Consider the following 13,715-nt stretch of genomic DNA (forward strand, 5'->3'; position numbering starts at 1 on the left):
GCTTGGAACGGGTCTTGCGACTCTTCTGTACAGCCATGGTTAAACTCCTGACCTATTTATGAAAACGTTAATGCTTAGTCGTCTTGAAACCCGCCAGCACGCTGAACGGATTATCATCTCTTTTCTTTGCCTCAGGCTCGACAGGGGCGTTTGACGGCTCCAGTGCCTCAAGGTCTTCCTTAGCCGGGCATTCGTCCCTTTCATGAAGCGGGAACGGCGGCAACACCAGAAGAAGTTCATCTTCTACCATTGCCCACAAGTCCGCCGTGAAATCCTCAAAAAGGAACGGCTCCAACGTCTTTGGCAACCGTTGAGCCTGCTCATCACTGCTGACCAGACCCAAATCAAAGCTAGACGTCAGCGTAACCTGCATATCATTCATACAACGCTGACACACCAAAGTGACCGGTGCAGATAACTCACCCGATACAACTCTTCGGCGCTCACCATCCTGATAAAAGGACAGTTTCACGCGGCATTCGCTGCCCTGCTGCGAGCCACCTACCGCTTCTCCAAAACGAGCAAGACCCTCGAGCGGTATTACCCCCTCAAGTGTCACTTTTTGTTCCGCCAACCGTATGGGATCAACAGATTTTGGAAGTTCGGCGTTCGGCGCTTTAGTCATAGGCGCGCAATTTTAGGGAGGAGACCGCCTGCTGTCAAAGACTTAATCGCTTTTCTGACGGGGCTTCCCGTTTAAGTAGGGGTATTCTACGATAATCCAATCGATTCTCTCAACGAACCCCTTAATTTTAGGCCACTATGAAACGAAACATTTTGCTCGCCTCGTCATCGCCATATCGCAAACAACTGCTGGAACGGCTGGGTCTACCCTTTGACTGCGCCAACCCGGATATCGACGAAAGCCCCCAGCCAGGCGAGACCGCCGAAGCACTCGCCGTGCGCCTTGCCACACAAAAAGCCCAAGCACTGGCGTCGAACAACCCGAACACACTCATTATCGGATCCGACCAGGTAGCCACCCTCCCCGATGGCAACCTGCTCAACAAGCCCGGCTCGCACGAACAAGCCACAACTCAACTGAGCGCCAGCAGCGGCCAGAGCGTCCAGTTTTTCACCGGCTTGGCCATACTCGACACCCAAACCGGCACACTAAAAACACACTGCGAGCCTTTTATCGTGCGCTTTCGAAACCTTTCGGAAGACGAAATCACCGGCTACCTGAACAAAGAGAAGCCCTACGACTGTGCCGGCAGCTTCAAAATGGAAGGTTTAGGCATCACTCTATTCAGCAGCCTGGAAGGCCGAGACCCAAACAGCCTCATCGGCCTACCGTTAATCGCACTTAATGACATGCTGCGTGAGCTTGGGATCAACTCACTCCTCAACGACTAACCAACCATCAAGCGGCCGACTAGCGTAACTCAAGCCGGAACTCCAGCAGATGAGCAGCCACGCCTTCGCCAAAAGACACACCCAGCTGATCCACAAACTGCTGGAAAGGCGAAGGTCCCCGGCTGTAGTCCACCAACTCCTCGGCGCCAACCACTTCTCGCGCCACCCAGGAGCTACTAGCCAAACCATCAATCAAGCCAAGCTCCAGCGCCTGCTGACCGCTCCATACCAGACCACTGAACAACTTTTCGTCATCGACCAGCCGATCACCACGACCTTCCTTGACGGCTGAAATAAATTGCTTATGGGTGTTTTCCAGAACGCTCTGCCAGAATTCCACATCTTCATCACGCTCGGGCGTGAAGGGATCAAGAAAAGCCTTGTTTTCACCGGCAGTGTACAAGCGGCGCTCTACACCCAGCTTCTCCATCAGCGTATTGAACCCAAACCCACCAGCGACAACACCTATGGAGCCGACCAGACTGGCGCGATTAGCATAAATCTCGTCAGCCGCCGCAGCGATATAATAGGCCCCGGAAGCCCCTACATCCGCAATGACGGCATACACTTTCTTCTCAGGGTACTCTTCCCGTAGTCGCCTGATCTCGTCATAAACATATCCAGACTGCACCGGACTTCCGCCCGGACTGTTTATCCGCAAAACAACAGCCTTAGAGGTTTCCGCCTCAAACGCCGCTCGCAACGCGCCGACCAAATTATCGGCACTCGCTAATTCATCGGCGGCTATCGGACCCGTCAGCTCGACCAACGCGGTATGCTGCTCAGCAGACACCCCCATACCGTCACCAATGGGCGACCGAATCATCACAATCAACGCGAACAAATAGACAAACGTGAGCAGCTTGAAAAAGATACCCCAACGCCGACTCCGCTTTTGTTCGGCCTGAAGCGACATCACCAGCTTTTCGATCAACTTCCAATCACGGCTCGACTCTGGCGGCATCGCCGGCTTCTTCGAACCAAAAATACCGCCCCTGCCCGATTCCGAATCACTCATCAGTTATCCCTTAACTTGCAAACTCTTACCAAAAACACCTTAAAGCCCGAGCACTCGACGCAGCTCCCCAACCGAGCCCACCACCGCGTGCGGCTGACAACCCTGCAACACATCTCTCGAATGGGCACCCCACTCAACTCCAATAGACGGCATACCAATTCGCTGCGCCATTTCCAGATCGTAGTGCGTGTCACCGATCATCACAGCTTCTTCGGGCTGGTAACCGTAAAACTCAAGAATCTCTTCAAGCATCAAAGGGTCTGGCTTCGAACGGGTTTCATCGGCACAGCGAGAGGTATCGAAATGATGCCCCAGCCCACTCGTTGTCAACGCCTGAGCTAGCCCCCGCCGACTCTTCCCGGTTGCCACCGAGCACCCTCGGCCGGAGGTCCGAATATCGGAAACCACATCTGCCATACCATCAAATACGTTCTGGGGTGTGGTTACCTTTTTAAAGAAGTAACCGGAATAACCCTCTCTGATGCGGGCAATTTCGCCATCGCTGACGCCGGGGTACAACTTCTGAAGGGCCTCAATCATGCCTAATCCAACAATGTCACGATAGGCTTCAATTTCCAGATTCGGATAACCAAGCTCCGTAGCCGCTTGGTGCAGACTTTCTGCAATGTGATCAACAGAATCAATCAGCGTTCCATCCCAATCAAATATCACCGCTTTTACATTCATCTCTGCAAACCTTTACTGCGTCGAGTTAGTTGATCAACAAGCTTGCCAAAAGCCTTATCATACGGCGCCTCCAGAAACATAGGCTCTTCAGTGCCGGGCATTCGAAATTCCAGCGATCGGGCATGCAACATCAAGCGCTCGCCACCTATTTTCCTGAAAGCCTTCAAACTTGCATCGTCCATATACTTATCATCGCCGGCAATCGGATGACCTCCCCACGCACTGTGCACCCTGATCTGATGCGTCCTGCCGGTCACCGGCGAAGCCTCTACCAAGGTGTAGCCGTCAAAATCCGTCAAGCATTTATATAAGGTGAGAGACTCCTTACCCTCTGAGCTCACCTTCACCCGACGCTCACCGTTCGGCATCTCGTAGCGTAACAACGGCTCAGCAACACGCGTTAGTTTTTTCGGCCAAGAACCAATAACCAGCGCGTGATAACGCTTACGCATTCTTTTATGGCGCAAATCATCCTGCAAGAAACGAAGCGCCGATCGCTTCTTAGCCACCATCACCAACCCCGAGGTATCGCGGTCCAGGCGATGCACCAACTCGAGAAACTTTGCCTGAGGGCGAGAAGATCGCAACACCTCAATCAATCCAAAACTCAGACCACTGCCACCATGGACAGCAATGCCCGCCGGTTTGTTCACAACCAACATTTCAGCATTTTCAAACACCACCGCAGCTTCAACCACATTCTGGACACGATCGCCCGGCTTCGGCTGCTCGGGCTTCGCCTGCTGAACAATAGGCGGAATACGAACAACATCACCCTCATTCACACGGGTATCGGGCTTCACCCGTCCTTTATTAACCCGAACCTCACCCTTTCGGACAATACGGTAAACAATGCTTTTGGGCACACCGCGAAGCCGGGCGAGAAGAAAGTTGTCAACTCGCTGCCCAGCCATGTCCGCATCAACCTCGACAAACTGAACGCCTTTTTGCACTTTCCCAACTGGCTGCGAGGCCGAGTTGGAGTTGGCCCCATGACCTTCAGAGGCACGACGCGCCGGGCGAGCTTTTGGGGGTTGCTTTCGGGAAGCCGGTTTCTGAGACATGAAATACCTTATTACCGGCTTGCGCCGGGCGCTTGGATACAGGATTGTACAGCTACTGGTTTACTGTTATATTCCGACGTGCTCTGCCGTTTGTCTACGGCCTGAAGAATTTCGTTCAGAAGCCGGAGCGGCAGCAGTATACCGACACTGATTAATAGATTGAACGCCGAACACCCAATCATTACCGGGCCCGGCGTGAGACAAACTCCCGACGCACAGGGCAGACCATAGAGTGGCTGTTACCTACTCGGGAGAAGAAAAAAACCGACCAGGAAACCGTCGGACGGAAACATCGCGAAGAATCACTACCACGCAAAACCGGGCCGTCAGCTTACCAACACGACGTGAGACCTAGGAGATTGTGTGAACCTGAAAACGGATATTATGCGTCAACAGACACTCACCCTATTCGATCTTTCCCTGCCGTCAGGCAGCCGAAGAATCAGCGGTGGTCTCAGACATACAGGGTCAAAACCCATAAAGGTATGACTCGTCTGGCCGCCGGCCTGCCCTGCTAATTCAGGGCCCGCGGCACGCAAATCCCGATTCGCTGATGCGAACGTCACCGGTTTCCTGTCTTAACAAACGACAGGAACTCACTTTTCCCATGAAAAGAATGCTTATCAATGCAACTCATCCTGAAGAGTTGCGCGTAGCACTGGTAGACGGCCAAAGACTGTTTGATCTGGACATCGAATCCAGCACCCGCGAACAGAAAAAAGCCAACATTTACAAAGGCAGAATCACTCGAGTCGAGCCCAGCCTTGAAGCGGCCTTCATCGACTTCGGCGCAGATCGCCACGGCTTCCTGCCCCTGAAAGAAATTTCCAAAGAATACTTCAAGAAATCACCTGGTCAGATCGAAGGCAAAATCAACATCAAGGATGTGCTTTCTGAAGGTCAGGAAGTCATCGTTCAGGTCGACAAAGAAGAGCGTGGAAATAAGGGCGCAGCCCTGACCACCTTTATCTCTCTGGCAGGCCGCTATTTGGTGCTAATGCCCAACAACCCTCGTGCCGGCGGTATCTCTCGCCGCATAGAAGGTGAAGATCGCGCTCAGCTAAAAGAAGCCATGAACGGCGTACAGGTACCCAAGTCCATGGGCATCATTGTACGTACCGCCGGTATTGGTCGTACCACGGAAGAGCTCCAATGGGACCTCGATTACCTGGTTCAATTCTGGGAAGCCATCACCCAAGCTGCCGATGAGCGCAAGGCGCCTTTCCTGATCCATCAGGAAAGCAACCTCATCATCCGTGCTGTACGCGATTATCTCCGCCAGGATATCGGCGAAGTGTTGATCGACTCACCCACTGTGTACGAGGATGTATTGAGCTTCGTTCGCGCCGTGATGCCGACCTTCGAAAACAAGATCAAGCTGTACAAAGATGAAATCCCTCTATTTAGCCGTTACCAGATCGAAGGCCAGATCGAGACCGCTTTCCAGCGCGAAGTAAAACTGCCTTCCGGTGGCTCCATTGTTATCGACCCAACTGAAGCTCTGGTTTCTATCGATATCAACTCGTCTCGGGCCACCAAAGGTCACGACATCGAGGAAACTGCTCTACAAACCAACTTGGAAGCTGCTGAAGAAATCGCTCGCCAGCTTCGCCTGCGCGACATGGGCGGCCTGATCGTCATCGATTTCATCGACATGACACCGGCCAAGCACCAACGTGAAGTCGAGCAGAAGATGCGCGAAGCGTTGGAAATTGACCGCGCCCGTGTACAAGTAGGCAAGATTTCTCGCTTCGGCTTGCTCGAAATGTCCCGCCAGCGTCTACGCCCTTCACTGGGCGAAACCCGTAGCGAAGTTTGCCCACGCTGCGAAGGCCAAGGCACCATCCGAGGTATCGAATCTCTGGCGCTGAGCATTATGCGCCTGATCTATGAAGAGTCGTCTAAGGAAAAAACGGCAGAAGTCCGTGCTATGGTTCCGGTCTCTGTTGCAACCTTCTTGCTGAACGAAAAGCGCAAGCAGCTGGCAGACATCGAAGCCCGCCAAGGCGTTTCCATTGTGGTCGCACCTGTCCCGAACATGGAAACTCCACATTTTGAAATCCTTCGCATGCGCCAGGACGAAGCCTCACCTGAGCACGTTTCCAGCCATCAGGTTGCACACGAATACAACGAACGCGAAGAAGAGTCCGTTGTTGAAGTAACAAGCACCGAAAAACCTGTTCGTGAGCAAGCGGCTGTTAAAGCAATTCGCCCCGCTCCGGCTCCGGCAGCCAAAGCCGTCGCAGCCAAAGTTCAACCGACAGAAACTGACGAAGGCTCGTTCCGCAAGCTGTGCAAGAAAATCGCGAGCTTCTTTAGCGGTGAATCCGAAACCGCTTCTGGCAACGACCAAGCCACGAAAAATGCCAGCAATAACCGCCGCCCACAGGCTCGCCCTGACCGTCAGGATCGCCGGAAATCACGGGTAGCCCGCGATGACCAGCGCGGAGGCAACCGTAACAACAACGAACGGCGCCAGAACAACCGTAATCGCCCTAACCGGAATGACGATCAAAACCGCGGTGCTCAGGGACGTCAAAACCCGCAAGATAAGCCTTCCGATAACAAGGGCAGCGACAGCCGGCGTGATGGTCGCAAAGAAGGTCAAAACCGTGGCCAGGGTCGTAACCGTCCGCAGCGCGACACAAAAGACCAGAAGGATCTGAAGGAGCAAAAGGACACCCGCGACAATCCGTCCAGCCCGAAAGCCCCGACGTCCGACAAAGCGGCTGACGACAAACGCCGCAAGCCGCGTCGTCAGCGCAACCGTGACGGCTCTTCTGCTGAAGCACCGATTTCTACACCGGCCGCTCGTAAAGCAGAGCGCAGCGACAAGCATCAAAAAGACACGCAGCCAGAAAAAGCCGTTGAAGAAAAACCATCTTCAGCACCACAAGCTGCCCCGGTAACTGAGGCTAAAGCTAAAGACGCTACCGCCCAGACTCAGGCCAAACAGCCGGCCGAGCAAAGCCCTAAAGCTGAAGAGCGCAAGCCTGCCACTGACGAGCCAAAGGCGGAAACACCCAAGCCTACAGCCAAAGATCAGGATGCAGCGCCCAAAGAAGATAGCAAGGCACCGAAAGCAGCCGAAGCGGACAAGCCTGTTTCCGAGAGCAAAGATGACGCAAAGGCGGACGAAAGCAAACCAGAGAAGCGCAAGCCAGCGTCTCGCCAGCGTAAGCCTCAGGCCGCCAAAGAAACTAAAGCTGAGCAAGCCAGCGAATCGCCTAAGGCAAGCGAGCCCGTAGCTGACAGCAAAGACAAAGAAGCCAGCAAGCCGGCAGAAGCTCCAAAAGCAGAGACTAGCTCTGCCCCGGAAGCAAAAGCCAGCGACGCCAAAGCTGAAACACCTAAAGCCGAAGCCCCAAAGGCTGAGAAGGCTGAGAAGGCTGAGAAGGCTGAGAAGGCTGAGAAGGCTGAGAAGGCTGAGAAGGCTGAGAAGGCTGAGAAGCCAGCTGAAACCACGGAAAAGCCAAAAGCAACCGTTAAGACCGACCCGAAGCCAGAAGCAAAAGCTGAAAGCGAGCCGAAGCCCGAGCCAGCCAAGCCGGAAGCAACCAGCGCTATCGACGTGCCGGTGACTCCAGGCCGCGCTTACAACGATCCAAGAGAAGTCCGCAAGCGCCAGCGAGCGGCCGAACAAGCCAAAAAGGCCGAGGATAATTGATTATGCTGACCAATTCCGACATCGAAGCATTGGAAGACATCCTCTTTGCAGAACCTTGGGGTGATGATGCCCTGGACTTCTTCGGTCTGCACGGAGCTGTCTGTGCCAGCGTGATCGGACCGGTCAATCTGCAGGTGGAAGACCTCTTCCGCCTGGCCACTGGCTCCGACACCCTGCCGGATGGCAAGGTGCCGGAGGTCTTCGCTCAGTGCGTCAGCAGCCTTACCCGTGATATGACCCAATCTCTGGATATGGGTCACGCGCTGGAACTTCCTGAGCCAGAAGACGGTGACCCGATGAACGCACTGGAAAACTGGTGCGCGGGCTTCGTCGAAACCTTCCTCGAAAACGAAGATAAGTGGATGGAAGCAGCCGCTGAAGAGGAAGTAGCAGACCTGATGGTGCCGATCCTGACACTCTCTGGACTGTTCGAAGACGAAGACTTCCAGCGCGCTCGTGAAGACGAACAAGTTGCAGGCCGGATGGCAGAAGCCATCCCTGACTCATTGACAGACCTGTACCTGTTGTTCCACTCGCCGGAGTAAGTTACCCGCGAACAGGTTCACGGAAATGATGCCAGACGGGCTCCAGCCCTTCTGGCATTTTTGTTATACGGCCAAGCTCACACCAACCCGCTCCCGGGAAATGAAAATCGCTGCCTTGGGAAGCCAGCAAACCCTCTCGCCTCGTAAGCTCCGCTACAAAACCCAAATCGCCGCTGGATTGGCCGGCAATAGAAACCTCAATCGCACGCCCGCCCGCTTTACCAAAATCGCTCACTAACTCCCGCAACCGGGTGGCGGACAGCTTGTACTTGCGCGGGTGTGCCAGCACGGCAATGCCGCCGGCGTCTCGAATCCATTGCAGCACCTCACTCAGTTCCGGCCAACAGGCCTTCACATCGCCAGGCTTACCCGCTCCGAGATGGCGTTTAAACGCATGAGCCACCTTCGGAACCACTTCTGCATCCACCAGTGCCTGAGCGAAATGTGGACGACCCGGTACATCACCACCAGCCAGCGCCGTCGCCTTTTCAAGCAGGGCGTCAACCTTCAGGCGGGACAGCTTATCCGCAATGATACGAGCTCGCTCCCAGCGGTTTTCATTTTGAAGCGACAACGCCTGCAGAAATGCCGGACTGGTTTCGTCAAAATCGAGCCCCACCACGTGAATGGTGTACGTGCGCCATACACACGATAATTCAACACCGTTAATCAGCGTTAGTCCGCCTGCTGCGGCAGCCTCTTTCGCTTCCGGCAGCCCAGCAATCGAATCGTGGTCAGTCAGAGCAAGATGGCTCACACCCTTTTCAACAGCACGGGCAACCAGCTCTGCCGGTGCGAGGGCGCCATCAGAGGCGGTGCTATGGCAATGCAGATCAATGCATGGTTTTGGGTCTTGAGGTATAGTCACAACCAATCCTGATAAGAATGTGGCTACCAGTGTATCAGCCTTGCGCTGCACGCCCTAACACTGGCCCGACCAACCAACATTGGAGCACTCTATGTACTACGCTATTATGAGCGAAGACGTTTCGAACAGTCTGGCACTTCGCAAGCAGGCGCGCCCGGCACACCTCGCTCGCCTGGAAGCATTAAAAGCAGAAGGCCGTCTACTCGTGGCCGGCCCTCACCCAGCGATTGATACTGAGGCCCCGGGAGAATCCGGTTTTACCGGCAGTTTGGTCATTGCCGAATTCGACTCTCTAGAATCAGCACAAGCTTGGGCAGACGCAGATCCGTACGTTGAGGCCGGCGTCTACCAATCGGTCACCGTAAAACCGTACAAAGTCGTATTACCTTAACCACTACAAGGCAGCGCAATATAAGCGGCCGCACACAGCATGAGCGGATTGTAACGCGCGACTGCTTGAATACCGGTCAAGCTGTGACAAAATTGCTGCCTTATATAATCTTACTATCGTCAAACTCAGGGAATGCAACCAGTGACACCGCTCCGCCTTGCTCTAAGCCTTCTTCTTATCATTAGCTCCATTTCCGTAGCTCAGGCGCGAACCGTGTGGGTTGACGACCAACTCTACCTCCCCGTTCGATCGGGCGCCGGTACTCAGTTCCGAATCATCGAGAATGCGGTACCAACAGGCACACCTCTTGAGTTGATCGAAAGCCAGGAAGGGTACTCGAAAGTTCGCACTCCGAAAGGCACCGTTGGCTGGGTTTCCTCTCAGTACATCAGCAAGACCCCAGTTGCCAAAGATCAGCTGGCTCGCGCTACCCGCGAACTGGAAAAAGCGAAACAAGACGTTGCCAACCTGAGAGAGCAACTGACCGCGGTAACCACAGAGCGTGACACTCTACAAAACGCGGAAAACAATCTGGCCAACCAGACCGAAAATCTACAAGATGAACTTACCAAAATCAAAAGCATTGCGGCAGACTCCATCAATTTGGAACGTCGCAGTCGCGAACTGCGTGAAGAAAACCAGAAATTGCGAAACGATCTGGAAATACTGACCGCAGAAAACGAGCGTTTGGAAGCTGGCCGCGAGTCCGATTTCATGCTCCTAGGAGCCGGACTGGTCTTTGGCGGCGTGCTGCTGGCACTGATTATTCCTATGCTCAAGCCGACTCGGAAAACCGATAACTGGGCCTAACCATGAAAGACTATTCGGAAAAGCGTGATTTTTACCGGATGCAGGTCAACAGTAAAATCCAGATCACTGACAGTAACGGTGAAAGTATCACTGGAATTTGCCAAGACCTCAGCGCCGCAGGTATGCAGCTCCAGGTTGATCGCCCTTTTCCGGTTGGCGCAGAATTGAAAACCGTCATGGAAGCCGCAGGGGACCAATTCCCTCCTCTTGAAACAGTCGGAGAAGTTCTACGCTGCGCACCGGACGACTCGGGGTACATTTTGGGCATCAACATCCTTGAAGTCCGATAAAACCTCTAGCAAAAAAACGGCGACTCGATGGGTCGCCGTTTTTTTATCCGCTGAGAAAACCCAGTCTTATACCAGAGGCTTCTCGGATACGATGATGCCGTTGTTATCGGCATAGACATACTGACCCGGATGGAAGGTCACGCCATGGAAGGTAACCGGGATGTTCAGGTCACCAATATTGCGCTTTTCCGTCTTACGCGGCACCGTACCCAGCGCCTGAACGCCCAGCTTGGTCTGACCAATCTCGTCAACATCACGAATGCAACCATAGATGATCAATCCGGCCCAGCCATTCTCGGCCGCTTTCTCCGCCAGCATATCACCCAGCAATGCATTGCGCTTTGAAGCACCACCGTCGACAACCATCACACGGCCATTGCCGGGCAGGCCTACCTGCTCTTTGACCACAGAGTTGTCTTCGAAGCACTTCACCGTCACGATTTCGCCACCGAACTGACGGATGCCACCGTAATTATTGAAGCCAGGCTCTACAACCTGCACTTCCGGAAACTCATCACACAGATCCGGAGTAATAATGTTGCTCACGTTCTCGTTCTCCTTTCCCGTTTTGCAGTTCAGTCAATTTTTTCGTCAGCCAGGAAGAACCAGGTATCCAGAACGGAATCCGGGTTCAAAGATACCGTATCGATACCCTCATCCATCAGCCACTTGGCCAGATCAGGATGATCCGATGGGCCCTGACCACAGATGCCAATGTACTTGTCAGCTTTCCGACAGGCTTGAATAGCGCTGGACAACAGGGCCTTGACCGCATCGTTTCGCTCGTCAAACAGATGGGCAATGATGCCGGAATCTCGATCGAGCCCCAGAGTCAGCTGCGTCAAATCGTTCGAGCCTATCGAGAAGCCGTCAAAGTGCTCCAGGAACTGCTCAGCAAGAATAGCGTTGGCAGGCAGCTCACACATCATGATCACGCGCAGGCCATTCTCTCCACGCTTCAGGCCGTTCTCAGCCAGCAACTGCACAACTTGCTCTGCTTCTCCGACCGTCCGGACAAACGGAACCATGACCTCAACGTTGGTAAAGCCCATTTCATCACGCACTTTCTTCAGTGCGCGGCACTCCAGTTCGAAGCAATCACGGAAGGTTTCCGAGATGTAGCGAGACGCACCTCGGAAGCCAAGCATCGGGTTTTCCTCATCCGGCTCGTACAAGGTGCCGCCAATCAAGTTGGCGTACTCATTCGATTTGAAGTCCGACAACCGAACGATCACCTTCTTCGGAGCGAACGCCGCCGCCAGAGTGGAGATGCCTTCAACCAGCTTATCGACATAGAAATCAACCGGTGAACTGTAACCGGAAATACGCTTGTCGACAGTCTGCTTGATGTCACCCGGCAGGCCGTCATAGTTCAACAAGGCCTTCGGATGGACACCGATCATACGGTTGATAATGAATTCCAGACGGGCTAAACCCACACCTTCGCTGGGCAGCGATTGGAAATCGAATGCACGGTCCGGGTTGCCTACGTTCATCATAATCTTGAACGGAATGTTCGGCATGGAATCAACGGTGTTCTCACGCAGTTCGAAATCCAGGGCGCCTTCGTAAATAAAGCCGGTATCCCCTTCCGCGCAGGAAACGGTCACGTTCTGACCATCTTTCAATTCTTCGGTGGCGTCGCCACAGCCCACTACCGCCGGAATACCCAGCTCACGGGCAATGATCGCCGCGTGACAGGTACGGCCACCACGATCGGTAACAATGGCAGACGCACGCTTCATGACAGGCTCCCAATCCGGGTCTGTCATATCGGTTACGAGAACATCACCGGGCTGAACACGGTCCATTTCGTTGATGCTGGTAATAATTTTTACGGGGCCACTGCCGATTTTGTGGCCGATACTGCGGCCTTCGATCAGTACCTTGCCGGTTTCTTTCAGCAGGTAACGCTCCATCACGTTGGCAGAGGCGCGGCTCTTAACGGTTTCCGGACGAGCCTGGACAATGTAAATCTTGCCGTCGTCACCGTCTTTCGCCCATTCGATATCCATCGGACGCTGGTAGTGCTTCTCGATGATCATGGCCTGCTTGGCCAATTCTTCTACTTCCGCATCGGTGATGGAGAAGCGTGAGCGCTCTTCCATGTCCACCTTCACGGTTTCAACAAACTTACCTTCACCCGGCTCTGTGTGATAAACCATCTTGATGGCTTTGCTACCGAGATTCCGGCGCAGCACGGATGGGCGTCCAGCGGCTAACGTGGGTTTATGAACGTAAAATTCGTCAGGGTTAACGGCGCCCTGAACAACGGTTTCACCCAAGCCATAAGAAGACGTAATAAACACGACGTCCCGGAAACCGGATTCGGTATCCAGCGTAAACATAACGCCACTGGATGCCGTTTCACTGCGAACCATTTTCTGGATACCGGCAGACAGCGCAACCAGCTTGTGGTCAAAGCCGTGATGAACCCGGTAAGAAATGGCGCGGTCATTGAACAAAGAGGCAAACACTTCTTTTACCGACGTGCGCACCTGCTCAAGGCCTACCACGTTCAGGAAGGTTTCCTGCTGACCCGCGAACGAAGCGTCTGGAAGATCTTCGGCAGTTGCAGAAGAACGCACCGCCACGGCCATGGTGTCGTTGCCCGCGCGGAGATTCTCGTAGGCTTCTTTGAGCGCTTTTTCCAGCGGCTCAGGGAAATCGGTATCGATCACCCACTGGCGAATCTGTGAGCCAACCCGGGCCAACTCATTGACGTCATTAACATCCAGCGCATCCAGAGCCTGATCGATACGCTCTTTCAGCCCGTCAGTCGCCAGAAACTCCCGGTATGCATGTGCTGTAGTGGCAAAACCGCCTGGGACGGTAACACCTGCATTGGCCAGATTACTGATCATTTCACCGAGGGACGCGTTTTTGCCCCCAACACGGTCAACATCGGACATTCCTAGGTGGTCAAACCAGATAATGTAATCTTCCAAAGCGTGGTCTCCCTTGTATCTTGAGTGGCGCGGAGTCTCGAAACTGGCGAGTATAATACTGTAAGCTGCGG

General features: G+C 54.0%; 13 protein-coding genes. 6 read left to right on the plus strand and 7 right to left on the minus strand.

The genetic code is table 11. The features are described from left to right. Positions 1-67: 67 nt before the first annotated feature. A complete protein-coding gene (locus VOI14_RS15310; protein WP_323752909.1) occupies positions 68-625 on the minus strand; it encodes a YceD family protein in 558 nt (185 codons plus the stop codon). Positions 626-762: 137 nt separating this feature from the next. Here VOI14_RS15310 and VOI14_RS15315 point away from each other — a divergent pair, with 137 nt between their 5' ends. After that, positions 763-1,356 (plus strand): Maf family protein, encoded by a 594-nt coding sequence (locus VOI14_RS15315; protein ID WP_323752910.1) that lies wholly within the window; start codon positions 763-765, stop codon positions 1,354-1,356. Positions 1,357-1,375: 19 nt separating this feature from the next. Here VOI14_RS15315 and VOI14_RS15320 read toward each other — a convergent pair whose 3' ends face one another. The 3 genes from VOI14_RS15320 to rluC are packed head-to-tail and all read right to left on the minus strand — an operon-like array spanning position 1,376 to position 4,125. Next, entirely contained in the window at positions 1,376-2,374 is a 999-nt protein-coding gene (locus VOI14_RS15320) for a S49 family peptidase (protein ID WP_323752911.1), read from the minus strand. A 39-nt stretch (positions 2,375-2,413) separates the two neighbouring features. Then, positions 2,414-3,061, minus strand: a complete 648-nt coding sequence (locus VOI14_RS15325) for an HAD-IA family hydrolase (protein ID WP_323752912.1) — start codon at positions 3,059-3,061, stop codon at positions 2,414-2,416. Continuing rightward, on the minus strand, positions 3,058-4,125 hold the full coding sequence (rluC, locus tag VOI14_RS15330) for a 23S rRNA pseudouridine(955/2504/2580) synthase RluC (RefSeq protein ID WP_323752913.1): 1,068 nt from the start codon (positions 4,123-4,125) through the stop codon (positions 3,058-3,060). Before rluC ends, VOI14_RS15325 begins: the two co-directional genes overlap by 4 nt. Before the next feature lie 607 nt (positions 4,126-4,732). Here rluC and rne point away from each other — a divergent pair. Further along, positions 4,733-7,792 carry a ribonuclease E gene (gene rne, locus VOI14_RS15335; protein WP_323752914.1) on the plus strand — a complete coding sequence of 1,020 codons (3,060 nt, stop codon included), beginning with the start codon at positions 4,733-4,735 and terminating at the stop codon, positions 7,790-7,792. Positions 7,793-7,794: 2 nt separating this feature from the next. Further along, positions 7,795-8,337 carry a YecA family protein gene (locus VOI14_RS15340; protein WP_323752915.1) on the plus strand — a complete coding sequence of 181 codons (543 nt, stop codon included), beginning with the start codon at positions 7,795-7,797 and terminating at the stop codon, positions 8,335-8,337. A gap of 1 nt (position 8,338) precedes the next feature. Here the strand turns inward: VOI14_RS15340 and VOI14_RS15345 are convergent, their stop codons facing one another. Further along, positions 8,339-9,205, minus strand: coding sequence for a PHP domain-containing protein (locus tag VOI14_RS15345; protein WP_323752916.1), 867 nt, complete (start codon positions 9,203-9,205; stop codon positions 8,339-8,341). Between the two features lie 91 nt (positions 9,206-9,296). On the opposite strand from VOI14_RS15345, the gene VOI14_RS15350 reads away from it, so the two are divergent. From VOI14_RS15350 to VOI14_RS15360, 3 genes are all read left to right on the plus strand, one after another. Beyond that, positions 9,297-9,596 carry a YciI family protein gene (locus tag VOI14_RS15350; protein ID WP_323752917.1) on the plus strand — a complete coding sequence of 100 codons (300 nt, stop codon included), beginning with the start codon at positions 9,297-9,299 and terminating at the stop codon, positions 9,594-9,596. Positions 9,597-9,737: 141 nt separating this feature from the next. Next, on the plus strand, positions 9,738-10,406 hold the full coding sequence (locus VOI14_RS15355) for a TIGR04211 family SH3 domain-containing protein (protein ID WP_323752918.1): 669 nt from the start codon (positions 9,738-9,740) through the stop codon (positions 10,404-10,406). A 2-nt stretch (positions 10,407-10,408) separates the two neighbouring features. Further along, complete coding sequence (locus VOI14_RS15360; protein WP_323752919.1) at positions 10,409-10,696, plus strand: PilZ domain-containing protein; 288 nt, start codon at positions 10,409-10,411, stop codon at positions 10,694-10,696. A 66-nt stretch (positions 10,697-10,762) separates the two neighbouring features. On the opposite strand, the gene rraA is transcribed toward VOI14_RS15360, so the two are convergent. Together rraA and ppsA are read right to left on the minus strand one after the other, a co-directional pair. Next, positions 10,763-11,242 (minus strand): ribonuclease E activity regulator RraA, encoded by a 480-nt coding sequence (gene rraA / locus VOI14_RS15365; RefSeq protein WP_114333427.1) that lies wholly within the window; start codon positions 11,240-11,242, stop codon positions 10,763-10,765. Positions 11,243-11,271: 29 nt separating this feature from the next. Next, positions 11,272-13,608 carry a phosphoenolpyruvate synthase gene (gene ppsA / locus VOI14_RS15370; protein WP_416361441.1) on the minus strand — a complete coding sequence of 779 codons (2,337 nt, stop codon included), beginning with the start codon at positions 13,606-13,608 and terminating at the stop codon, positions 11,272-11,274. Between the last annotated feature and the right edge of the window lie 107 nt (positions 13,609-13,715).

Source organism: Marinobacter sp. (genome assembly GCF_034669625.1).
Classification (GTDB): domain Bacteria; phylum Pseudomonadota; class Gammaproteobacteria; order Pseudomonadales; family Oleiphilaceae; genus Marinobacter.

Coding starts and splice junctions, on each gene's coding strand:
- VOI14_RS15310 (WP_323752909.1), bottom strand. CDS start 625: ATGACTAAAGCGCCGAACGCCGAACTTCCAAAATCTGTTGATCCCATA.
- VOI14_RS15315 (WP_323752910.1), top strand. CDS start 763: ATGAAACGAAACATTTTGCTCGCCTCGTCATCGCCATATCGCAAACAA.
- VOI14_RS15320 (WP_323752911.1), bottom strand. CDS start 2,374: ATGAGTGATTCGGAATCGGGCAGGGGCGGTATTTTTGGTTCGAAGAAG.
- VOI14_RS15325 (WP_323752912.1), bottom strand. CDS start 3,061: ATGAATGTAAAAGCGGTGATATTTGATTGGGATGGAACGCTGATTGAT.
- rluC (WP_323752913.1), bottom strand. CDS start 4,125: ATGTCTCAGAAACCGGCTTCCCGAAAGCAACCCCCAAAAGCTCGCCCG.
- rne (WP_323752914.1), top strand. CDS start 4,733: ATGAAAAGAATGCTTATCAATGCAACTCATCCTGAAGAGTTGCGCGTA.
- VOI14_RS15340 (WP_323752915.1), top strand. CDS start 7,795: ATGCTGACCAATTCCGACATCGAAGCATTGGAAGACATCCTCTTTGCA.
- VOI14_RS15350 (WP_323752917.1), top strand. CDS start 9,297: ATGTACTACGCTATTATGAGCGAAGACGTTTCGAACAGTCTGGCACTT.
- VOI14_RS15360 (WP_323752919.1), top strand. CDS start 10,409: ATGAAAGACTATTCGGAAAAGCGTGATTTTTACCGGATGCAGGTCAAC.
- ppsA (WP_416361441.1), bottom strand. CDS start 13,608: ATGTCCGATGTTGACCGTGTTGGGGGCAAAAACGCGTCCCTCGGTGAA.